The sequence below is a fragment of the Rudaea sp. 3F27F6 genome, from assembly GCF_005503555.1.
Taxonomy (GTDB): Bacteria; Pseudomonadota; Gammaproteobacteria; order Xanthomonadales; family Rhodanobacteraceae; genus Rudaea.
Window position 1 is genome coordinate 44,591 of sequence record NZ_SCNG01000002.1, and the last position, 23,103, is coordinate 67,693.

At 62.2% G+C, this 23,103-nt stretch carries 14 protein-coding genes; 10 read left to right on the forward strand and 4 right to left on the reverse strand.

Annotated features, from left to right (window positions below; all coding sequences use genetic code 11):
- The first annotated feature begins 11 nt into the window (after nt 1–11).
- Both ggt and gltS read left to right on the forward strand, forming a co-directional pair.
- Entirely contained in the window at nt 12–1,748 is a 1,737-nt protein-coding gene (gene ggt, locus FFS30_RS08200) for a gamma-glutamyltransferase (RefSeq protein WP_249352317.1), read from the forward strand.
- A 22-nt stretch (nt 1,749–1,770) separates the two neighbouring features.
- The gene (gltS, locus tag FFS30_RS08205; RefSeq protein WP_137912670.1) at nt 1,771–2,985 is read left to right on the forward strand and encodes a sodium/glutamate symporter; all 1,215 of its coding nucleotides are present in this window, start codon (nt 1,771–1,773) and stop codon (nt 2,983–2,985) included.
- A 212-nt stretch (nt 2,986–3,197) separates the two neighbouring features.
- Here the strand turns inward: gltS and FFS30_RS08210 are convergent, their stop codons facing one another.
- From FFS30_RS08210 to FFS30_RS08220, 3 genes are all read right to left on the reverse strand, one after another.
- A complete protein-coding gene (locus FFS30_RS08210; protein WP_137912671.1) occupies nt 3,198–4,061 on the reverse strand; it encodes a D-amino acid aminotransferase in 864 nt (287 codons plus the stop codon).
- A gap of 45 nt (nt 4,062–4,106) precedes the next feature.
- Nucleotides 4,107–5,723 (reverse strand): sulfotransferase, encoded by a 1,617-nt coding sequence (locus tag FFS30_RS08215; protein ID WP_137912672.1) that lies wholly within the window; start codon nt 5,721–5,723, stop codon nt 4,107–4,109.
- 106 nt (nt 5,724–5,829) lie between these two features.
- Nucleotides 5,830–8,967 (reverse strand): TonB-dependent receptor, encoded by a 3,138-nt coding sequence (locus tag FFS30_RS08220; protein ID WP_171014501.1) that lies wholly within the window; start codon nt 8,965–8,967, stop codon nt 5,830–5,832.
- 125 nt (nt 8,968–9,092) lie between these two features.
- Between FFS30_RS08220 and FFS30_RS08225 the strand changes: the two genes are divergently transcribed.
- The 5 genes from FFS30_RS08225 (at nt 9,093) to FFS30_RS08245 (ending at nt 15,347) form a co-directional block, all read left to right on the forward strand.
- The gene (locus FFS30_RS08225) at nt 9,093–9,305 is read left to right on the forward strand and encodes a hypothetical protein (protein WP_137912674.1); all 213 of its coding nucleotides are present in this window, start codon (nt 9,093–9,095) and stop codon (nt 9,303–9,305) included.
- A gap of 272 nt (nt 9,306–9,577) precedes the next feature.
- Nucleotides 9,578–11,476, forward strand: coding sequence for a M61 family metallopeptidase (locus FFS30_RS08230; RefSeq protein ID WP_171014502.1), 1,899 nt, complete (start codon nt 9,578–9,580; stop codon nt 11,474–11,476).
- A 73-nt stretch (nt 11,477–11,549) separates the two neighbouring features.
- Nucleotides 11,550–13,064 carry a transglutaminase-like domain-containing protein gene (locus tag FFS30_RS08235; RefSeq protein ID WP_137912676.1) on the forward strand — a complete coding sequence of 505 codons (1,515 nt, stop codon included), beginning with the start codon at nt 11,550–11,552 and terminating at the stop codon, nt 13,062–13,064.
- Between the two features lie 397 nt (nt 13,065–13,461).
- A complete protein-coding gene (locus FFS30_RS08240) occupies nt 13,462–14,109 on the forward strand; it encodes a hypothetical protein (protein ID WP_343182324.1) in 648 nt (215 codons plus the stop codon).
- On the forward strand, nt 14,106–15,347 hold the full coding sequence (locus FFS30_RS08245; RefSeq protein WP_137912677.1) for a dicarboxylate/amino acid:cation symporter: 1,242 nt from the start codon (nt 14,106–14,108) through the stop codon (nt 15,345–15,347). Before FFS30_RS08240 ends, FFS30_RS08245 begins: the two co-directional genes overlap by 4 nt.
- Nucleotides 15,348–15,438: 91 nt before the next feature.
- Here the strand turns inward: FFS30_RS08245 and FFS30_RS08250 are convergent, their stop codons facing one another.
- On the reverse strand, nt 15,439–15,834 hold the full coding sequence (locus FFS30_RS08250; RefSeq protein ID WP_137912678.1) for a RidA family protein: 396 nt from the start codon (nt 15,832–15,834) through the stop codon (nt 15,439–15,441).
- A gap of 662 nt (nt 15,835–16,496) precedes the next feature.
- Here FFS30_RS08250 and FFS30_RS08255 point away from each other — a divergent pair.
- The 3 genes from FFS30_RS08255 to FFS30_RS08265 all read left to right on the forward strand — a co-directional run bounded on the left by FFS30_RS08255 (nt 16,497) and on the right by FFS30_RS08265 (nt 22,989).
- Nucleotides 16,497–17,924, forward strand: a complete 1,428-nt coding sequence (locus FFS30_RS08255; RefSeq protein ID WP_171014504.1) for a glycoside hydrolase family 27 protein — start codon at nt 16,497–16,499, stop codon at nt 17,922–17,924.
- 209 nt (nt 17,925–18,133) lie between these two features.
- Nucleotides 18,134–20,965: a TonB-dependent receptor gene (locus FFS30_RS08260; RefSeq protein ID WP_137912680.1), complete on the forward strand. Its 2,832-nt coding sequence runs from the start codon at nt 18,134–18,136 to the stop codon at nt 20,963–20,965.
- Nucleotides 20,962–22,989 (forward strand): S9 family peptidase, encoded by a 2,028-nt coding sequence (locus FFS30_RS08265; protein ID WP_171014505.1) that lies wholly within the window; start codon nt 20,962–20,964, stop codon nt 22,987–22,989. Before FFS30_RS08260 ends, FFS30_RS08265 begins: the two co-directional genes overlap by 4 nt.
- The last annotated feature ends 114 nt before the right edge of the window (nt 22,990–23,103 follow it).

The following is a 23,103-nucleotide window of genomic DNA, read 5'->3' on the forward strand; positions in this document are numbered from 1 at the left end:
GGAGCATAAATATGAGCAACCGCCTCATGCCGCTATCGCACACGCAATCCCGCAACCCGTCGTGGCCGCATCGACTCGCCCTCGCGGCTATCGTCGTCGCGCTTTGCTCACCCGTGTTTGCGCGCGATACCGGCACGACGACGAAAACAGCCGCAATCGCCAGCGCCAACGCGCACGCCACGGAGGCCGGCTTCAGCGTGCTCGCCGAAGGCGGCAACGCGATGGACGCGGCGATCGCGGTCGCCACGTCGTTGTCGGTGCTGCAGCCGGAAGCGTCCGGCATCGGCGGCGGCTTTCTCGCCTTGATCCACGATGCGGCGAGCGGCAAAGATACGTTTATCGACTCGCGCGAGATGGCGCCGGCGGCGGTGAAGTCGGCGGACTATCTCAATACGGACGGCACGCCCAATCGCGACACGTCGCTCAACGGTCCGTTGGCCGCGGGCATCCCGGGATCGCCTGCGGGCCTGGCCTATATTGCGCAACATTTCGGCAAGCTGCCGCTGAAGAAATCGGTGCAGCCCGCGATCGACTTCGCCGAAAAAGGAGTCCACCCGACTTCGGCGCTCGTGCATTCGATCGAACACCGCGCCGACGTGCTGCGCCGCTACGCCGCGTCGACGGCCAAGTTTTTCCCGAACGGCAAAGCGCCGACAACGGGCGACATCTTTCGTGACCAAGCGCAGGCACGCACGCTGAGGATTTTCGCGGAAAAAGGCGCCGACGGTTTCTACAAAGGCGAAGTCGCCGAAGAAATGGTCGCGGCGGTAAAAGCGGCCGGCGGCACCTGGACGACGACCGATCTCGCGAGCTATCAAGCCAAGGAGCGCAAGCCGATCGAGCTGACCTACAACGGCTTCAAGATCCTTACGGCACCGCCGCCGTCGGCGGGCGGTGTCGTCGTCGGCGAGGTGCTGAACATACTTGCCGGCATCGATTTGCAGGGTCTCGATCAGGCCCACCGCATCCATTACGAAGTCGAAGCGATGCGCCGCGCCTATCGCGATCACAACGAATATCTGGGCGATACCGATTTCGTGAAAGTGCCGATGGACATGCTGCTGTCGCCCTACTACGCGGACGGATTGCGCCAAAGCATCCTGCCCGAGCAGGCGACGAAATCCGAATGGCTGCCGGCCGCACATGCGCCGGAAGCGGGCATGCACACCACGCATTTCTCGATCATCGACAAGGACGGCAACATGGTGTCGATGACTTGCACGGTCAACACCACGCTGGGCTCCGGATTCGTCGCAGGCAAGAGCGGCGTGCTGCTCAATAACGAGATGGACGACTTCGCCCTGGTACCCGGAAAGCCGAACGCCTACGGCCTGATCGGCGGCTCCGCCAACGCCGCGGTAGCGGGCAAACGCATGCTGTCGGCAATGACGCCGAGCTTCGTCATCGGCAAGGACCGCGTCGCCGTCATCGGCTCGCCTGGCGGCTCGACCATCATGACCCAAGTGCTCGAAGGCATGCTCGCTTTCATCGACGGCAAGAGCGCACCCGAGATCACTGCGCAGAAGCGCTTTCATCATCAGTACCTACCCGATCGCATCGACGTCGAAACCGGCAGCCTGCCCGCCGACGTGATCGAAAAACTCAAAGCGATGGGCTACGCCATCCACGACCGCGAATCGTGGGGCAATATGAATGTGGTGGTCTGGGACAAGACCACGAACACGAAGACGGCGGCGAGCGATCCGCGCAGCAAAGACGGTCTCGGCAAGGTGCAGGCGGTCCGTTGACGACGGCATCCGAAGAACGCGCATGCTGACGCTCGACCCGATTCAGACTCTGGCCGCCGGCGGCTTGTGCCTGCTTGCCGGCTATGCCATCCGGCGGCGGCTGCCGCAGCTTGCGCGGTTCAACATCCCGGCGTCGGTGATCGGCGGTCTGCTCGTCGCTCTTGCGCTGCTCGCGTGCCGGCATTGGGACGCCGTGCCGGTGCAGTTCGACACGACGCTGGAACGGCCGCTGATGATCGCGTTCTTCACCAGCATCGGTTTCAACGCGAGCGTAAGCCTGCTGCGGATCAGCGGCCGCCAGGTCGCGCTGTTCCTCGGTCTCGCCACTTTTCTCGCCGTGGTGCAGAACGTCGTCGGCATCGGTTTGGCCAAGGCCTTCGGTCTGTCGCCGCTGTTCGGCGTCGTTGCCGGATCGGCGACGCTGACCGGCGGACCGGCGACCGGACTGGCGTTTGCGCCGCTGTTCGAACAGGCCGGCGTGGTCGGCGCGAAGAGCATCGCGCTGGCCTCGGCGATGGCGGGCATCGTCATCGGCTCGATCGTCGGCGCACCGCTGGCGACGATGCTGATCGAGCGCCACAAACTCGCGCACGCCGGATCGGCGGCGGCAGCGAGCAGCGCCGCGTCGGAAACGCCGGCAGCCGCGGCGGCAAGTAACACAGGCAGCACAAACGAGCGGCTTCCGCACGGACTCAAAAGCCTCGTGCTGCTGCTCGTGGCGATGGGGCTCGGCGCATGGGTCAGCGACGGTCTGCACGCGCTCGACCTGACCATGCCGAGCTATATCGGCGCGATGCTGGTCGGCGCCGTGATGCGCAATATCGACGACCATTTCGGCTGGTTCGGTCTTTCCGTGCCGAGCATCGACACGATCGGCAGCATCTGTCTTTCGCTGTTTCTCGCCGTCGCCCTGATGGACCTGCATCTATGGGAACTCGCCGGCGTGGCGACGCCGCTCCTGGTCAACCTCGGCGTGCAGACGATCATCGTCGTGGCTTTCTGTTGCTGGCCGCTGCTGCAGCTGATGGGGCGCGACTACGATGCCGCGGTCATGACCGGCGGCTTTGCCGGATTTATGCTCGGCATCACGGCGAACGCGATGGCCGTGATGGATTCATTGACCGAGCGTTTCGGGCCCGCTCCGAGGGCATTCCTCGTCGCGCCCCTGGTCGGCGCGTTTCTGATCGATTTCACCAACGCGATTGTGATTACGTTCTTTATCAATGCGTGGAAGTGACGCCCAGGTCTTCCGCCATGCTCAGCAACGCCCGAACGTAACTCTTGTTTGAACCTGTCGCAAAATTTACGCCGTTCGTGTTGAGCGTAGCGGAGCGCAGTTCCGCGAAGTCGAAACACCACGATCAATGCGACCTCCGACCCCTTCGATTTCGGCACTCCGCGCCGTAGCCTGTCCTGAGCGAAAGTCGAAGCGCTCAGGGCGAACGGAGTTCAGCCCGCTTCGCGTTTCTTGAGCGCCTGAAACTCTTCGAACACGCGGCGCCAGAGCGGGCCCGGCTGGCCCGTGCCGACAACCTTGCCGTCGAGCCGCGTGACCGGCAGCGCTTCCCGCGTCGAACTTGCGATCCAGATTTCGTCCGCGGCCAACAACTCGTCTCGATGCACTTCACGCACGTCCAGCGGCAAGCCGAGCGCGTCGAGTACATCGCCGACGACGAGGCGCGTGATGCTCGGCAGACGTTCGCGGCCGGGCGGCGGCGTGACGATGCGATCCTGCTTCACCACGAATACAGCACTCGACCCGCCTTCGGCGAGAACGTCGCCGCGCAGCAGGATCGCTTCGTCCGCGTCTTGCTGCGCGGCCTGCATGCGCAGCAGCACCGGACCGAGCAACGAGATCGACTTGATGTCGCAACGCGACCAGCGGATATCTTCCAGCGTCGCCGCCGCAATGCCTTGCTGCAATGACGCAGGCTGCGGCTCCTTCAGCCGCCAGCAGAAGCCGAAGACCGTCGGCTTCATATCCGCTTCGGGCAAAAAATCGCGGCCGCGGCCGGTGCCACGCGTGACCTCGAGATAGATGCCCATATCGCCGCCGCCGTTCGCGGCGATCAGTTCGTGCACGAGTTCGAGCCAGCGTGCGCGCGGGTAAGGATCGGCGATCTGCAGCGCATCGAGGCCCGACCGCAATCGTTCGAAGTGCGCCTCCAGGCGAAACGGCTTGCCGTTGTAGCTCGGCACGACTTCATAGACGCCATCGCCAAACAGGAAGCCGCGATCGAACGGCGAGATGCGCACCTCGTGGGTGGCGACGATGGCGCCGTCGAGCAAGGAGTAAGGAAGTGCGTCGGTCATTTCAGCAATGCAGTGGACAGTGGTGAGTGGAATTGGAGTTCACGTTCATTCCAACGCAACCCCGGCAGCCTGCAGGCGCTCGCGCAGCCGATCGAGCTTGTCGCCGTAGCGCGCGCTGCGCGCGGTGTCGCGGCGCAGCGGTTGGCGCACCTGCGCCGCACTCGGCGCGCTCAGCACGGCGCGCGAGGTCTTGTGGAATTCGAGGCAGGCGGGATCGAACGGCAGATCGCAGAATTCCAGCAGGCGGCGAATTTCCGCTTCCGGTTCGGCCTGCAGGGTTTCGTACTGAAGATCGAGCACACGCTCGGGAAATTGTTCGCGCCAGAAACGCGTGAGGCGCAGGAAGTCAATGCAGTAGTCGGCCAGTTCGTCGAGATCGCAGGCAAAACTGCTGCGTTCGCTGAAAAGCTGACGGAAGCACGCGAGGCACGTCTCCACCGGATCACGGCGAATGATCACCACGCGCGCCGCCGGCAGCATCGCCAATGCCGCGCCGACGAGATACCAGTTGAGCAGGCTTTTGTCGGTGAAGCGCGGCCGCGTCCGGCGCCAGCGTGCGGTTCGCGCAAGATAATCGCGACCGAGGCGCTGCCAATCCTCCGCCGTCGCATCAGGCACCCAGAGCGGGAATGCCGAATTGCGCCGCCGCGTTTCCGCGTCGATGATCTCGGTCATGTCCTTGATCTCGTTCGCGCCTTCGACCTGCGGATGCGAAGCGAGGATCTGCTCGACCAGGGTCGAACCGGAACGCGGAATGCTGACGATCAGGATCGCTTCGGCACCGAGCCGGTCGTCCAACGGCGATGGCGTTCCGTCGGCAAACACGCGCTGGATTTCCTCGACGCGCTTGCGCTCGCCCGCGGCGTCCCACGTCACTCGCCGGCGCCGCGAGGCATTGGCGGTGCGGAACGCTTCGAACGCCTGCGCATAGTCGCCCTGGTCTTCGAGTGCTTTTGCGTAGCTGAAGCCGAGCAACTCGCGTGAACGCGGCGGCAAGTCCTGACGCGTCAAAGCGCGCTGCAAAGACACGACATCGGCCGCGTCGAAGCGCACCGTGTTGAGATTCGACAGGCCGAACCAGCCTTCCGCATTGCCGGGGTCGCGGCGCAGCAGTTCGCGGAATCCCGCGATCGCGGTGTCGATCTCGCCGAGGCTCGCCTGCGCCTTGGACAAGGACAGCCGCGCCGATACATGCGCGGGATCGAGCTCGAGGGCGCGGCGCAGCGCGACGACCGCTTCGCCGGTATGCACTTGCTGCACGAGTGCCTCGCCGAGATTGAACCAGGCCGATGCGGAGCGAGGGTCCAGCGCACACGCCTGGCGCAGATGCTGCACCGCATCCGCGGTTTCGCCGCGCTCGTGCAGCGCGATGCCGAGGCAGACGTGAATGTCGGAGTCGTCGGGATGCGCTGCCAGCACGCGCCGGAAACAGTCGATCGCGCGCGCGTGATCGCCAAGACGCTGGACCGCCATGCCGAGCATGCGCACCGCACTCAGCTCGTCGGGGGCCAACGCGAGCACGTTGGACAACGAGTGTTCCGCGGCGGCGAAATCGCGGCGCTCCCACTCCTCTTTCGCGCGCGCCAGCATGCGCGCGGCGGTGCGCGAAAGCGGTGCGCGCGAGGCGTTCTGCGCAAGTCGTGGATCTGTGTGCGGCGTCATATCGTCAACGTCTTCAAGTCAAAGCAACAGGCTACACAAGACGCTCGACGTCCACAAAAAAACGCCGGGCCAATCCCGCCCGGCGTGGAGACACGGCTTGCACTCTTCAGAAGTCGTAGGCGACGGACAGTCGGACATAGCGCGGCGGCTGCGAGTCCTGGATCATTCCGTAGGTCGGGTTCGGGTTGGACGTCGATCTGAAGCTGTCGCCGTAATACAGCGCCGTCTGGTTGTTGAACACGTTGAGGACAGCCAGATTGAAATCGAGCTTGTGGTCGGCCCAGTTCGGCCTGTAGTCCACGTTGAGACCGAGCTGATGGTTCCACGGCAGGCGGCCTAGCGAACCCGGCGGAACCGGCACACCGCCGCACCAGTAATACGTATTGGAACCATGCAGGGCAACCTGGTCCACGCCGTAGCGGCCGCGGCACATGCGCGGTGTGCCGGAGGCGACGTACAGATTGCCGCCGAGCGTCCATTCCGAAGTGAGCGCATACGCGCCGAAGATTTTGAGCTGGTGCTTGCGGTCGTTCGGCAGGAGGCCATTGGAATATTCCATTCTTTCCGGGAAATCCCAGGCGGTAGTGAGCGACTCGTAGGAACCGCCCTGCGCAGAATACGTGCTCACCGGTCCTTCGGTGTTGCCCCAAGTGCGCGAGAACACATAGTCGATCTTGGCGAACCACTTGCTGTCCCAGGTATGTTCCAGCGACAGATCGATCGAGTAGTAGCGGCGCTTCGGGCCCATCGGAAAACCCTGATCGGCGGCGGTGAACTTCACCGGGACGAGGCTTCCGTCCGGCGCCTTCATCAGCAGGTTGTTGGTCGCACCGGGGTTCATCAGGACCAGACTCTGCGCCCACTGATCACAGGTTTCCGCCGTCATCCAGGCATAACCCTGAGCGCGTCCGGCGGCGCACTCGTTCTGGATCGCGTCGACGTCGTCGATGATGCGGTTCATGCGCTGGTACGTGCCGGTCGCGCCGAACGTCCAATTCGTGCCGAGCATCTCGAACTGCTGCTGGATGCCGAAAACGAAGTTGTCGGAGAACTCGGCCTTGATGTTCTGCGCAGCGGAGATGCGCGGGTCCTTGGCCTGGCCGTACTCGCTGTCGATCGACACGCCCGTCCCCGGATTTTGCGGCAGCGGCGTGAAACCGATCGGCTCGCCGGTGGTCGGGTTGATGCCCGTGTAGGTGCCGTAGACGCCCGCGTTGGTCACCGGCGCGGCGATCGACAATGCCACATTGGCCGGCAGCGCCAGATAGTAACGGCCGGCATTGCCGAATATCTTCAGGCTGGAATCGCCGTGCACGTCCCAACTGAAGCCGAGGCGCGGCGCCCACTGCGGTTTGGTCTCGCGGATGTAGGGCACGCCCGAACCGTCGTAATTGACGAACGAATCGTCACGGATGCCGAGGTTCAGCAGCAGGTTCGGCGTGACTTGCCAGTTGTCCATGATGTACGCGGCGCGCTGCGCCACGCGCACCGAGGCGGCCGAGATATCGACGTGCTTCTGCACGTAATAGCATGGAATCTTGCCGTTGGGACCCGCGACGCTCGCGCACTGCGTCGACGGCCCGACATACGGCGGCACGTTGGGGTCGACGCCGAACACCGGTTGACCGGCCGTACTCGTGCCGTAGATCCACTGATAACCGGGTCCCGGATTCACCGAGCCATCGTTGAGATCCTGGGAGTTGATATTGTCGATGCCAAACTGGAGTTGGTGGTTGCCGAGTTTCCACTCCAGACTCAAGCGGTAATTGGTCACCGTTTCCCGATGATTCGGATCGGCGATCGACGAGTTGCCCTGCGCGTTCTTGATGCCGCCGGGCGGCACGAATGCCGGGTCCTGGAAGGATGCGCTGGCAACGTGCGGCAACGACGGATCGTAACCGGGATAGCCGGGCTGCGTCGTGTAGTACTCGCCGTGCATCTTGCCGAACATCGCGTTCAAGGTCAGGTTGTCGGTGAGATAGGACGTGTAATTCGCCACCCACATGCGGAAAGCGGTCTTGGTGGTCTGGTCGAGAGCGTTGAAGCCGCCGCGCTGCAAGCTGCCGTAGTCGAAGTCGTAAATCGTCCCCCAGGTCTTGTGCTCGTTCTGCAGGCCGGTGAGGCTGAAGACGTTGGCGTCGTTGATGTTCCAGTTGATCTTGGCGTAGACCTTGGGATCGTGCTGGGTCACGTTTTCCGTGGTGGCGCCACTGCTGGCGAAAGACGTCGTCGTCCGGTAATGGGTGTTGTCCTGCTCGACGCCGAGGAAGAAGAACAGCTTGTCCTCGATGATCGGGCCGCTCACGTAGGCATCGTAGGTCGTTTCGTCGTGGCCGTTGTTCTTGCGGAAATAGGCCAGATTGCCGACCTTGTTGGCGCCCGTCGTCAACAATGGATTGGCATAGTAGTAATTGATCGGATCGTCGCGCAGGCTGCCCGGCTGCCACAGCGCGCGTGCGCCGAAATGCCACTCGTTCGAGCCGCTCTTGCCGATCTGGTTGACCACGCCGCCGATCGAGCGGCCGTAGCGGGCGTCGTAGCCGCTGATATAGGTCTGCTGCTGCTCGATGGCGCCGTACGGCAGGGAGACGCCGCCCATATTGTTGAGCAGCTCCGTGGTATTCATGCCGTCCACGTAGTAGGCATTCTCGGCCGCGGAAGCTCCGCCGAAGACCAAGGTCGGCGTGCCCAACGGGCCGGTGCCCAACTCGGCCGAAGCCATGTTGACGCCCGGCGCGAGCATGGCGATGTCTTCGGCGGTGCGCGCAATCGGCAACTGCTGCAATTGTTTCGCCGTGATCGTCGTCACCTGATTGGTGGTGGACACGTCGATGGTGGCGACCTGCCCGACGACCTTGACCGTGCCGAGTGTCTCGGACGATGCCGCCGCGCCCTTCTTGCCGAAGTCCACCGCGACCGCGCCTGCGGCCACCGGGCTCACATCGTTGCGCGATTCCACGACCTTGCCGTCCTGCAACAGCGAAACGGTATACGTGCCGACCGGCAGCGTGACCGAATATTTGCCGTTGGCATCCACTTCGACGGTGCGATTGAAACCCGCGCCGCCGGTGATCTGGATCGTTTCACCGGCAGCCGCCGGAACCGTACCGTAGATGGTGCCGTTGGTCGCCTGCGCCCACAGCGTACCTGTGAAGCCCAAGGTGACCGATCCGATGGCAAGTGCCAGCGCTTTGCGCCGAAAGACGTTTTTGCGATACGCCGAACGCAGGGACGTGCCCTTCATGATTCGTACTCCCCAATCGTGGAAACTCAAGTGATGTCGTCTTGATGCGGCAATGACGGGTTGCCGCACCTTGTTGTCGGAATTCCACGCGGCCGCATGCGCATGACGTCTGCGAGCCGGCCGCATTGCAGTACCGTTTGAGAATACTCATCGCCCAAGCGCAGGAACCAATGAAAAGACCAGCACCCGGCATAGCTGTGGGTTATGGTTTTTCATCGATTGCCGCGGCGCATCATCCTTTGGAAAACCGCGATCTGACGCGGAAATTCGTCGGTCTGCGCAAGCGCGGGCGCGTGCGGTTCGGCAAGCAAGAACCGTCTCTACAAGCCGATGCCTAGCCGATACGATCTTCGCCGTCTCGCAGCGATCGGCATGCCTTTGGACGGCTGAAATCGCCAGGCTTGGGAGCGACGGTCACTGCGCAGCTAGCGCGTTTTTCACGCCATCGGAATACGGTGTGCTGCGCATGGATGGGAATGACAACGACGTAGGGCCGGCTGCAGCTACGGCGCGGGGTCACGCGGGCATTGGGCAATCCGTTCGAGAGCAAACAACTTGCAGCTGATATCCCGCCCGATCGGGCATGCCATCGAGTAGTTCGGAGAACAGAATGAAACGGCTGACATGGTGGCTTGGTGCGGTGGTCCTAGCAGCGTGCATGCCGTGCATGGCCGAGACAGGCAAACAAGGCACACTCGGCACCGTCGAGTTGACGGTACGTCTGCCGAACCCCGGCCAGAAGATTCTCTATGTGCGCGAAATCATCCCGGCCGAACCGGGATCGTTGACGCTGTACTACCCGAAGTGGATTCCGGGCGATCACTCGCCGGACGGCAGCATCGACGAGGTCATGGGTTTTGCATTCACGGCCGGCGGCCGGCGCATCGAATGGCAGCGCGATGAACTCGACCGGTTTGCGTTCCATCTGACCGTGCCTCAGGGCGAGCACCAGGTCGAGATCGGTTTCCAGTTTCCGGGCGGCAATCGCGTGACGCCGAACCTCATGGACCTTACCTGGGATCAACTCGCGCTGTATCGCGCCGGTTCTCCGACCAAGGAACAGATATTCCAACCGACGCTGGTCATTCCCGCCGACTGGCAATATGCGAGCGTGCTGGAGACGGCCGCACGCGACGGCGAACGCATTGCGTTCAAGCCGGTGCCGTTCAATACACTCGTCGATTCGCCGGTGATTGCCGGCAAATATTTCCGCACGGTCGATCTGACGCCGGCAGACTCGTCGGTGCATCGCTATCTCGACTTGGTCGGCGACGACGCCGCGGCGATCGCGATGTCCGACAGCCAGATCGCCGGCTATCGGCATCTGGTCGAACAGGCGCAGGCACTGTTCCGCTCGCATCACTATGACAGCTACCATTTTCTGCTGACCTTGAGCGACTACACTTCGGTCGGCGGCCTGGAGCATCATCAGTCGAGTGACGATCGCGCGCGCGGCGGCTCGAAGATGCTCGCCGACGCCGGCCATTTCATGCTCGACGGCTCGCTGCTGCCGCACGAATACACGCACTCGTGGAACGGCAAGTTCATGCGCCCCGAAGGATTGTGGCAGCCCGATTTCGAGCAGCCTCAATACACCCAGCTGCTGTGGGTCTACGAGGGCCTCACCGTCTATCTGGGCGACGTGCTGACGGCGCGCAGCGGACTGTGGTCGGCGGATACCTGGCGCGAGGCATTCGCTTACCGCGCCGCGTCGATGGTGCACCATGCCGGCCGCGCATGGCGGCCGCTGATCGACACGACCACCGCGGTCAATTACGGCTCGCCCAATGCCTGGTCGAACTGGCGCCGCGGCAACGATTTTTATCCCGAAGGCGAATTGCTCTGGCTGGCGGTGGACGCGAAGATCCGCGAGCTGAGCCGCGAACGGCGCTCGATCGACGATTTTGCCCAGAGTTTCTTTGGCGTCGACGACGGCAGCTTCGTCACGCATACCTACACGTTCGACGATGTCGTCGCCGCGCTCTACAAAGTGCAGCCGTTCGATTGGCAGAAATTTCTGCGCGCTTGGATCGACGGTATCGGTGAACAAGTGCCGCTGCTGTCCGGCATCGAAGCCAGCGGTTGGCGGCTGGTCTATACCGATACGCCTTCCGGCTACGAAAGCGCGCTGGAAAACGTCGGCATGGGCGAACTCGAGGGCAAAGGCTTCAACGAAATGTTCTCGATCGGCATGTTCCTGCACAAGGACGGCAAAATCGTCGATGTGCTCTGGGACGGCCCGGCATTCAACGGTGGCCTCGCGCCAAATATGAAACTCGTCTCGGTCAACGACCGCGACTTCAGTCCGGCCGTGCTACGCGAAGAGATCGCGCGCGCACAGAAGAGCAAGAAGCCCTTGCAACTGCGCGTTGAGAACGACGGCGTGAGCGAGCTTCATGCGATCCGCTACGACGGTGGTCTGAAGTACCCGCATCTGGTCCGTGTGCCCGGCAAGACCGACTATCTGCAACGGATTCTCGCCGCCAAACCCGTCGGCAAAGGTTCGTGAGGCCATCGGCGCGCGGTGTATCGTCGATCGGATCAAGACGTGGCGAAGCAAAGGACCAAGCAAGGTGCATGACATGCGAAATCCGCGACTGACCGGCGCAACGCGCGACTCGCGTTCGTGCGCGGCGATGCTGACCGCGCTGCTAGCTCTGGCATTGCCGGCGGCGGCCTCCGACCTTTCTTCCCCGGATGCCGGCAGCGGCGATCTGAATACGATCGTCGATCTCGTGACCGCCGGGCAATTCCAAGCCGCCGAGGCGCGCATCGATGCCGATCTGAAACAGCCCGGGCTGTCCGCGGAGACGCGCCGGGCATTCGAATTCCAGCGCGAACGCATGACACGCATACGCGACGATTTCAGCCTGGATGCCGATCAAGTCAAATCGAAACTGCGCGAGCAAATTCCCGATCTCGCCGATGCCGATTTTGTTCGATGGGATCGGCAAGACTTGTTCGAGCACATGCTCATCGACGGTGAGCGAAGGTACTTCCAGCGTTCGCCGTCCAATCTGTTTCGGCTGAGCACCGAAGCGCGCGCACGCAGCAAAGGTCTCTCACCGTTCGCCGACAACGGCCTGCCGAAAGACATCAACGATCGCTATGCCGAGGACGACGGGAAGACGCTTCGGCAGGCGCTCGCGACGAATCGGTCCAGCGTGCTGCCGCAGCGCGTGAAGGTGACGCAAAGCCTGACTGTGAACGCCGACGCCGTGCCGGCCGGCAAAACCATTCGCGCCTGGATCCCCTACCCGCGCGCCATTCCGGGCCAGCAAGAGCAAATCCGCTTCATCGCCAGCCAGCCGTCGACCCGTCGCATCGCACCCGAATCGGCCTTGCAGCGCACGATCCATCTCGAACGCACGGCACAGGCCGGCAAGCCGACGGTGCTTTCGGTGACCTACGAGGTGACGCTCTTCGCGCAGTATCACGCGATCGATGCCGACAGGGTCGTGCTGGCGAATATCACACCGGAGCTTGCGCCGTTCACCGCCGAGCGGGCGCCGCATATTGTGTTCACCGAGCCGCTGCGCGTGTTCTCGCGTCAGGTGGTCGGCGATACCGTCAATCCCTATCGCATCGCGCAGAAGATCTTCGCGGCGGTGGACGAAATCCCGTGGGCCGGCGCTCTCGAATATTCCACCATCGCCAACCTGAGCAGCTACACGCTGCAAGCCGGCCACGGCGACTGCGGCGAGCAGACCATGCTGCTGATCGGGTTGATGCGCATGAACGGCATCCCGGCGCGCTGGCAGTCGGGTTGGACCTTCACCGACGGCGACTACAACAATATCCACGACTGGGCCGAGATTTATCTGGCCCCGTACGGCTGGATTCCCGTCGACGTCACCTACGGCCGGCTCGATGTTGCCGACCCGCCGCTGAAATGGTTTTACCTCGGCGGCCTCGACAATTTCCGCATCGCCTTCAACGACGACTTTTCCCAGGACTTCGTTCCGCCGAAGCAATTCTTCCGCTCCGACACCGTCGATTCGCAACGCGGCGAAGTCGAATGGGAAGGAGGCAATCTGTACTACGACCAATGGAACTACGACTTCAGTTGGAAGATTCTGGCGCCGAGACGAGATTGAAAGCCCCGCAGTGCAAAGAGCGGTTTTGGCCACGGATAACACGGATAACACGGATAACACGGATAACACGGATAACACGGATAACACGGATAACACGGATAAAGCATAGATCTAAATTTTTCTTGATCCGTGTTATCCGTGTAATCCGTGGCAAAAATGCTCTTGAACTTAGCAACGAGTTTGCCCAGCGACCAAGGTCCAGCGTCAACCGGGAACGACTTCGCAATCCTTCGTTTCATCCACTTCGCAGGTTCGCATGCATCACGAGCACCGTCGCAATTTTTTAATTCCGTGGCTGCTTTCGGCCGTCGCACTGTATCTCGCTGGCTGCGCCACGCGCGCGCCGCAAGTGCCATCGCGAGAGTCGCCCTGGCGGGATTCACGCCAGCTCGTGCTCGTGACTATTGCGGATTGGAATACGAACCGCGGCAGTCTGCGCACCTATTCGCGCGAGGGCGATCGCTGGCATGCCGCGGACACGGCACAACCGGTCACGATCGGACACGCCGGTGCTGCCTGGGGATTGGGCTTGAATGAAACGCATGGCGACGGTCCGATCAAACACGAAGGCGACGGCCGCAGCGCCGCAGGCGTATTCCGCATCGGCGAGGCGTTCGGCTACGGCAACCGCGCAGACACCGGGTTGGCTTACCGCGCTCTGCAGGCGTCCGACTATTGCATCGATGTCGACGGCTCGCCGTCTTACAACCGGATCGTCGATGCCAACACGGTCGATGCCACCGGTTCCAGCGAACCGATGCGGCGCGATCTGCATTTGAACGGCGATCAACATTATCGCCTCGGCTTCGTGATCGAGCACAACGCGGCCGGCAAGCGCGGTGCGGGCAGTTGTATTTTTGCGCATCTATGGCAATCGCCCACGGATACCACGGCAGGCTGCACCGCGATGAGCGATGCCACGATGACGCATTTGCTCGCGTGGCTGAAGCGCGAAGATGCCCCCATCTTCGTGCTGCTGCCTGAGCGCGAGTACACGCGCCTGCATGTCGAATGGGGCCTCCCGCCGCCGGAGGTGCAGCTATGAGCGCAACGACGCGGGTGTTGATCGGGCTGGTGTTCGGCGCGGTCGTCGGTCTGGCTTTGGACGCCTACAACACCTCCGTGGCGCTCAGTGCGGCCGACTGGATTCAACCGTTCGGACGCTTGTGGCTCAACGCCTTGCAGATGACCGTGGTGCCGCTGGTGTTTGCCCTGGTGGTCGTCGGCGTGAATGCGGCCAGCGATGCGGCCGCTTCGGGACGTATTGCACGGCGCGCGCTCGTGGTGTTCGTGGTACTGCTGGCAATCGGCGTCGCTGTCGCTGCAGTGATGGCGCCATTGTTGTTCGGCCTGTTCAACCGCCATCCTTCGTTGACCGCCGCACTCAGTGGCGCGGTCGCACCGCAGACACCGCTCGCTGCGCAGGGAGTCGGCTGGGCCGACTGGCTCAACGGCATCGTGCCGAGCAACGCGCTGATGGCCGCCGCGCAAAGCGCGATGTTGCCGCTGGTGGTGTTCGCCTTGTTCTTCGGCTTTGCGCTGTCGCGCATCGAAGCGGCGCGGCGCGAACTCGTGGTGTCGTTTTTCCAGGCCATCGCCGATGCGATGATCGTGACCGTGCGCTGGGTGTTGTGGGCGGCGCCGCTCGGCGTGTTTGCCCTGATCCTGGCTGTGTGCGCGCGGGCCGGCATACATATGATCGGCGCACTCGGCGTCTATGTGCTCGTGGAGTGCACGCTGTATCTGATGGTCACGCTGTTGATGCTCGCGGTGGCCTGGTTGTGGGGCCGCGAACGTCTGCGACGCTACATTCCCGCGCTGATTCCCGCACAGATCGTGGCCGCAAGCACGCAGTCGTCGCTGGCCTCGCTGCCGGCCATGCTCGAAAGCACCGTGCAGCGTCTGGGTCATCCGCAGCATATCGCCGCGCTGGTGTTGCCAATGGCGGTGAGCCTGTTCCGCCTGACGAGCCCGGTGCAATACGTCACCTCCGCATGCTTTATCGCCTGGGCTCTCAATATCGATCTCGGGCCCGCACAGCTCGTCGCGGGCGCGGCGCTCGCGGTGGTCATCAGCCTCGGTTCGGTCGGCCTGCCGGGACAGGTGAGTTTTATGGCGACCAATCTGCCGGTCGCGCAGGCGATGGGCGTGCCGGTCGGCCCGCTCGCACTGATGCTCGCCGTGGACACACTGCCCGACGCCATCGCCACTCTCGGCAATGTCACGGCCGACATCACCGCGGTCAGCGTGGTGACTCACCAATCTTCGTCGGATGCGGTATGAAGAAGCGGGTCTTTTAGGCCGTTTGCAGCGCGACGCGCACTGCAGTGAATCAACTCAACCAAGCTCGTTGAGAGTGCGTGCCCGCGCCCGATCAATCCATGACTGCAATCGCATCGACCTCGATCAGGTACCCCGGTGACAGCGACGCCACGCCGAGCACGACGTCCGCGGGCTTGTGGGTGCCGAACAACGCAATCCGGGCTGCTTCGATAATCGGCAAACAGGTATCGCGATCGTAATTGACGACATAGATCGTGATCCTCGCGACCTGGTCCGGCCTGGCGCCCGCAGCGGCAAGCGCACGACCGAGATTGGCGTAGACCTGGCGCGCCTGGGCCGCAAGATCGCCTTCGCCGACGAGCTTGCCGTGAATGTCTTCGGGTTCCTGTCCCGCGATAAATACCAATTTGCTGCCCGTTGCAACGACGACCTGCGTGTACGTTTGCTGCGGCGGTAGATCGGCGGGATTGATGCACTTGAGCGTCATGGACTACTTCTCCTGAGTGGTGGCTGCTGTCGGCTCGAAAAAAAATCACACCTGGTTACACAGATGCACGCAGCGTCAACGAGATTCTTGCATAGCGCTTCAAGTGGCGCGTGGGTTCCAAGGATGCCGGCTGCGCAATGATTGCGAGAAGCTCGTCTTCAGCATGGAGCATTTCTTGGACATGGTCGCCACCTTTCCGAGCTGTCGATTGCTCCCTTACTAAAAAGTTATGGATTCCTAAATTGCTGCCAATGCAGAACCGCAAGACCAACTTTTCTGCGCAGATAAGTGGTTCCTGGCGAATTATCAAAAGCGGCTCCTCGGCCATACCATAAATACAATAGTATGATTAATATGATTATTGGACTGCAGCGTGCCGGGGTCGCGCATTGTCGCGAACCGCACTCCCGCCGCCCATGGTGACGAATTGCATGCCGGCAGTTCCAGCTCGCACCAGCCTCAATCGTGTCGAGCGGGACTTCGTCAATTGAATCGTTTGACCACACGAGGGAGGGATGGCGATGAGCAAAACCAATTCAAAGAGACCTTTGTTTTCGAAATTCATACGAAGAAAAATCTCATTTCTGCTCTTAGGTGCCGCAAATCTGTTGTGGGCAGCTCACGCGTCTGCACAGTTGAACGGCACCGGCGCAAGGCCATACATGGGATGGACCACGTGGAGCATGCAGGCGCATGTCGCCACATCGGAAGCCACGGGAGACGGCTTTCAGAACGAAACGAACATTCGCGCCAACTCCGATGCGATGCGGCAGAGCGGCCTGACCGCGCACGGCTTCAAATACATCAATATCGACGGCGACTGGGATAACGGCAATCTTTGCCAATGCGGCGGCCCGACCACCTTCGATACGTGGGGGCGGCCGGTGGCGAACGTCGTGCGCTTTCCGAGCGGCATGGCTGCGCTCGCGGCCTATATCCACCATAACGGACAAAAGGCCGGCATCTATTGGGAAAACGGCGTCCCACCCGCGGTGTACACCGCCAACACTCCCATCCTCGGCTCTACGCACAGGGTGCAGGAGATCGTCAGCCAGCCGCTGGTGGCAGACAACAACGGCTTCTACCAGATCGACTACACCAAGCCGGGCGCCAAGGAATACACCGCGTCGATCGCCCAGTTGTTCGCGCAGTGGGGCTTCGATTATCTGAAAATCGACTTCACCCAGGTAGGCATGGCGCCTTACGGCCAGAACCTGCCCATCGATCACCGGCCGAGCATCCAGGCCTACGCGCGCGCGATTGCTGCGACGGGACGGCCGATCTATCTCAATCTTTCGTTCGCGCAAAACCATGACTACGCGTCGTGGTGGCAAGCCTGGAGCAACGGTCGACGCGTCGATGGCGATGTCGAATGCTCCCGGCACAAATGTCCGACGAGCTTGACCCAATGGTCGAACATCCTTCCCCGTTTTAGCGATCTCATTTTGTGGACGACCAATGCCGGCACGGCTCGCGGCTGGAACGATCTCGACTCGCTCGAAATCGGCAACGGCACCAACGTCGCCTACCCCGCCGACACGCCCGAGATCTTGATCGATTCGGATCCGGCACCGACCGCGGCGGTATCGATGAGCACCTCTCCGGCTTTCGTCGACGGCCTCAGCAACGATGAGCGGCAGACGGCCATGACCCTGTGGTCGATCGGAAACTCGCCGTTGCAACTCGGCGACGATCTCACCCTGCTCGACAGCTTCGGTATCCGCCTGCTGACCAATGACGAAGTGATCGCGGTCGATCAGTCAGGACGCCCCGGCAATGTCGTCGTCGAAGGCAACACTCCGGTCTGGGCACAGAATCTGTGCGACGGATCGTACTACGTCGCCTTATTCAATCTGACCGACGCCAGCACGCAAGTCAGCGTGAATTGGAGCAACCTCGGGTTCACGGGCCATGCTTCGGTGCGCGATCTCTGGGCGCGGCAGAATGTAAGCAATGCAGCGACGGGATATACGACAACCCTGAATGCTCACGCGTCGTCGCTCCTGCATGTGCGTCCGCAAAATCCTGCGCCGCCGTCCGACTGGATCAGTTGCGAGGCCGAGACCGGTTCGCCATTCAACTCGTGGTGACGGGCATCCATCGTCACCGGCGCGATCAGCGGTCCGGTGACGAATTCAAAATCATTTTCCAATTGCCATTTTTCTTCGCGTGTCGCGAGCAATCGCAAGAAGTTTGAGTCGTACGCAAAAATTTTTTCCGGGGTGGGAAAAAAGGGGAGCAGAACGAGCGCAGGAATCAAACAACTGCGGCCATTGCTATTTCCGAATGAGGACACTCTATGAAACGCGACAAACTTGCCGTTGCCCTTGCGGCTGCCCTGCTCGCCTCGATGTCGAACATGGCATCTGCGCAAACTACCGATGCTTCGGCGACCAAGGCCGCGCAGACGCAGACCAATACGCCCGCGGAAAAGCAACAATTGCAGGCGATCACGGTGACGGGCTCCGCAGTTCCGCGCACCGACCTGGAAACGCCCTCTCCGGTGACGGTGATTTCCGCGGCGGATATCCAGCGCAGCGGCTTCAGCACGGTGTCCGATCTCGTGCATTCGCTCTCGGCGGACAACAGCGGCTCGTTGCCCAACGCGTTTTCCGGCGCCCTTGCCGTGGGCGCTTCGGGCGTGGCGCTGCGCGGCCTGACAGTGGATTCCACCGTCGTCCTCGTCGACGGACTGCGCAACGCGATCTACGCCGCCGCGGATGACGGCGAGCGCTCGTTCGTCGATCTCAATACCTTGCCGCTCGTTGCGGTCGACCATATCGAGGTGCTCAAGGACAGCGCCTCCTCGCTTTACGGTGCGGATGCCATCGGCGGCGTCATCAATATTGTGCTCAAGCGCGACTTCCAAGGGCTCGAGGTGACCGCCGACCTGGGCAACTCGCAGCGCGGCGGCGGCTTCGCCAAGAAGGCGACGCTGCTCGGCGGTATCGGCGATCTGCAGAAAGACGGCCACAATTTCTATTTCGGCGTGCAGTACGAATCGGATACGCCGATCTGGGCGCGCGATCGTCCCTACCCATTCAACAGCAACGATCTTTCACCGATCGGCGGCACCAATCCCAACGTGCCCGGAAGCAATGTCGGCTCCGTATACGGTTCGGTGATGCCAGGAACGATCTTCGGCGGCAGCCTACTCAATGGCATACCCAATCCCGGCGCGCTGCTGCAGCCTCTGCGGCCGTGCGGCCCCGGTTCTACGACGGTGAGCAACGATCCGAACAATCCGGGCACCTATTGCTCGCAGAATATCGCCGGCCAGTATGGCCAGGATCAGCCTGCGTCCAAGCAACTCGGCCTCTACGGACGCGCCACCTTCCAGATCAACGACACCACGCGCGCCTATCTCTCTGCCAGCGTCTTTCAGTATCAATCTTGGGCCAACCAGGCCAGCCTGCCGCAGATTCAGACCGGAAACCCGATCAATACAGACTACATTGCGCTGCCTCCCCTGCTGGCCAACGGGCAGCTCAACCCGAACAACCCCTATGCCGCGCAGGGACAGTACGCGCTGATCAACTATGCCTTCCCGGTACCGCAGTTGCAGTACACCGACAATCGCAATGCGCGCATCGTCGGCGATCTCAACGGCACCTTCGGCGACTGGAACTACGATCTCGCCGTCGTGCTCAACCACACCGATCTGACCACCGACGCGCAGGGTTATCTCAACTATCAGGCATTGATCGACGCGATCACCAACGGCACGTACAACTTCGTCAACCCGTCCGCCAACAATGCGGCGGTGATGCACGCGCTGTTCCCGGGCTACAGCACGCACGCCACTTCCGACCTCGACTCCATCGACTTCTCGGTCAACCGTTCGTTGTGGGAGCTGCCCGGCGGCACATCGACGCTGGCGTTGGGCACGCAGTTCCGCTACGAGGCGCAGGACTACCCCGAGATCAATCCCGGCAACGAATTTCTCAATCGCAACGTCGTGCAGGCGGCGGGGCATCGCACGATCGCCGGCGCGTGGTTCGAGTTCGACGCACCGCTGCTGCCCTCGCTCGAAGCGAATCTCTCCGGCCGCTTCGATCACTATTCGGATTTCGGCAATAACTTCTCGCCCAAGCTCGGCCTGAAATGGAAACCCACCGACGCCTTCGCTCTGCGCGGCACGTACTCGCGCGGCTTCCGCGCGCCGAGTTTCGCCGAGATGGGCAACGCCCTGTCGTATGGCAGCACGCCTTACCAGGCTCCGGATTGGTTTCTGGCCGCGCACAACAACGGCGACTACGTGCAGCGCACCAACGTGGGTGAACTTTCCGTCGGCAACTCCAGCATCAAGCCGGAAAAATCGACCAGCGCTACGTTCGGCACCGTGGTGCAGCCGGTCGAATGGCTCAACGCATCGGTGGACTACTACCAGATCAAGAAGACACAAAACATTTCCGACCCGGATTGGGGCGCGGCGCTCGCCAGCTATTTCGCCGGCCAGCCGTTGCCCAACGGCATGACCATCATCCCCGCGAGCCCCGATCCGAATTATCCGAATGCGCTGCCGAAACCGCTGGAGATCATCGGCCCCTACATCAACGCCAACTGGATGAAGACCAAGGGTATCGACGTCGATCTGCAGACACACTTCGAGTTCGGCAACGACACGAAGTGGGAAAGCAAGCTCAGCGTCACCGACGTCTTCAGTTGGAAACAATCCTACGGCGCGGGCCGCGTCTACCAGTTCGTCGGCCTGCAGGCGCCCTACGTCCTTTCCGCCGGGACGGGCACGCCGCGCTGGCGCGCCTCATGGTCGAACACATTGATCCATGCCCCGTGGACAGCCACCGTGACGGCGCGCTATACCAGCGGCCTGACGATGGTCGCGCAAGACGTCGGCGTCTTCCCGGGCAGCGGCTCGTGTCTGTCGACCGATGCCGGTGGCAATCCGTTCCCGGCGAGTTGCTGGTCGCCGTCTTCGACTATGATCGATCTGACCGGCAGCTACCAGATCAACGATCATCTGTCGGTCACGGCCTCAATCTTCAATTTGCTCAACCGCATGCCGCCGTTCGATCCCGCCAACTACGCCGGACTCAACTACAACCCTGGCTTCAACCAGGAAGGCATTATCGGGCGCTACATCAACGTCGGGGTCAAATTCAAACTGTGATTCTGCCTCGCCCGGAGTGGTATGCCGCGCACAGGAAGCGACCGTTCCGCGTCGTCTTGATTCTGTGCGGTCTGTGCACGGGACTGTTCAGCGCCGGGACGGCCACGGCCGCTTCGTCGTTCCAGTTGAACGACTTGCGTCGGCTTGTCCATCCGAGCGACCCTGCGATTTCTCCCGACGGCAAGCAAGTCGCCGTCGTCGTCTCCACGACGGGCGACGGCGACGACGAGCCCTTGCAGGAGCTCGACCTCGTCGACGTCGCGACCGGCCACCGGCGGATGCTGGTCGCAGGACGCCGGCAGTTGTCGGCGCCGCACTGGTCCGCCGATGCAAGCCGACTCGCTTTCCTTGCCGAAGATGCGCAGACGAAACAGACTCAGGTGTTCATCGTTGCCGCGCGCGGCGGCGACGCGACCCGCCTCACTGCGGCCGCAATGGGAGTGGATTCGTATCGTTTCAGTCCCGACGGCACGCGTATCGCCTACATCGCCGAAGACGATGCGCCGGATCTCGACGAGGAGAAAAAAAGCGGCGAACCCTTTCGCGTTGCCGACAACGACTATCTCGTACGCGTGCGCCGCACACCCTGGCATCTCTGGGTCTTGCCGAGCGCGGGCGGCCCGGCGAAGCGGCTGACACAGGGCGACGATTTCAGCCTGTCCACCGATCATCAGGACAGCGCGCAGGACCCCGAGTGGACCCGCGACGGCAAACACATCGTCTTCACGCGCTTTCCGAATCCGTATTGGGCGCAATCGGGCAAATCCACGATCGCGAGCGTCGATGTCGCCGACGGCAAACTCGACACGATCGTCGGCGACGAAGGCAGCAACGACCCGCACTACTCATCGGTCGGGAATACGCTGGCATTTATGCGTCCGCGCAACGGCGACCTGGACAACGGCAACGCCGTATACACATCGACGATGGGAAAGGCGCACGACGTGACGCAGGCGCTCGCTCGGCACGTCGAAAATTTTGCCTGGCTTGCGCACGGCGAAGCGCTGCTCTTGGTCATTCCAGACGGCACGCAGCGATCGCTATGGCTGCAGCCTGCGTCGGGGGGCGCACGCAGACTCGATCTCGGCGAAATACAGGTTCATCCGCCGCTGACCCTGTCGAACAACGGGACGGTTGCCTTTATCGGCGACACGCCGACGCATCCCGGCGAGTTGTACGTGCTCGATACGCTCAAATCCAAGCCACGCAGACTGACCGATCTGAATGCCTTCGTCGATCAGATGGCGTTCGGGCGCAACCAAACAATCCAGTGGAAAAACGGTGGTTTCCACGAAGACGGCGTGCTCACCTTTCCGGCGAACTATGTCGCCGGCAAAAAATATCCGCTCGTGCTGAACCTGCATGGCGGCCCGGCCGACGCATCGACGCTCGCCTTTTCGCCGTTGCCGCAATTGCTCGCCGCGCGCGGATTCGTTGTGTTCGAGCCGAATTACCGAGGCAGCAACAATCTCGGCGACGCCTACCAGCACGCCATCGTGCGCGACACCGTTGCCGGTCCGGGCAGCGACATCCTGGCTGGACTCGAGGCAGTGAAAAAACTCGGCATCGTCGACGAATCGCGCATCGGCATCGGCGGCTGGTCCTACGGCGGCACGATGACGACGTGGCTGACCACACAATCGTCGATCTGGAAAGCCGCCGTCGCCGGCGCAGCGCTGAACGACTGGGTGATGGACTACACGATCAGTTACTACGGCCAGGGAGACACGCACTACTTCGGCGGCTCGCCGTGGACGCAGGGCGCGTACCACATCTGGCGCGACCAATCGCCGATCACTTATGTGCGCAACGTAAAAACCCCCACTCTCATTCTCGCCAATGTCGGAGACGCGGACGTGCCCATCGTCAACAGCTACGAGTGGCATCGCGCCTTGCGCGATAACGGTGTGCCGGTCGAGTTCCACGCTTATCCCGTCGACTCGCATATGCCGCGCGGCGTCGCGCAGAACATGGATGTCTCGCGTCGATGGGTCGAATGGATGGTGCAACACCTGAATCCGTAGGACTGGGGTTCTTGGCCGCCACTCGAAAAAACGCTCTGAAATCCTTGCGAGGCGCCCAGGCGCAATCGTCCGCCGACAGGCGAGGACGCTGACATTTGAGCAGGATGACCATAC

What these genes read in the sequence shown, in the direction of transcription:
- FFS30_RS08210 (WP_137912671.1), bottom strand. Translation starts at nt 4,061, where the DNA reads ATGACCGACGCACTTCCTTACTCCTTGCTCGACGGCGCCATCGTCGCC.
- ggt (WP_249352317.1), top strand. Translation starts at nt 12, where the DNA reads ATGAGCAACCGCCTCATGCCGCTATCGCACACGCAATCCCGCAACCCG.
- FFS30_RS08260 (WP_137912680.1), top strand. Translation starts at nt 18,134, where the DNA reads ATGAAACGCGACAAACTTGCCGTTGCCCTTGCGGCTGCCCTGCTCGCC.
- FFS30_RS08245 (WP_137912677.1), top strand. Translation starts at nt 14,106, where the DNA reads ATGAGCGCAACGACGCGGGTGTTGATCGGGCTGGTGTTCGGCGCGGTC.
- gltS (WP_137912670.1), top strand. Translation starts at nt 1,771, where the DNA reads ATGCTGACGCTCGACCCGATTCAGACTCTGGCCGCCGGCGGCTTGTGC.
- FFS30_RS08230 (WP_171014502.1), top strand. Translation starts at nt 9,578, where the DNA reads ATGAAACGGCTGACATGGTGGCTTGGTGCGGTGGTCCTAGCAGCGTGC.
- FFS30_RS08215 (WP_137912672.1), bottom strand. Translation starts at nt 5,723, where the DNA reads ATGACGCCGCACACAGATCCACGACTTGCGCAGAACGCCTCGCGCGCA.
- FFS30_RS08220 (WP_171014501.1), bottom strand. Translation starts at nt 8,967, where the DNA reads ATGAAGGGCACGTCCCTGCGTTCGGCGTATCGCAAAAACGTCTTTCGG.
- FFS30_RS08250 (WP_137912678.1), bottom strand. Translation starts at nt 15,834, where the DNA reads ATGACGCTCAAGTGCATCAATCCCGCCGATCTACCGCCGCAGCAAACG.
- FFS30_RS08255 (WP_171014504.1), top strand. Translation starts at nt 16,497, where the DNA reads ATGGGATGGACCACGTGGAGCATGCAGGCGCATGTCGCCACATCGGAA.
- FFS30_RS08235 (WP_137912676.1), top strand. Translation starts at nt 11,550, where the DNA reads ATGCGAAATCCGCGACTGACCGGCGCAACGCGCGACTCGCGTTCGTGC.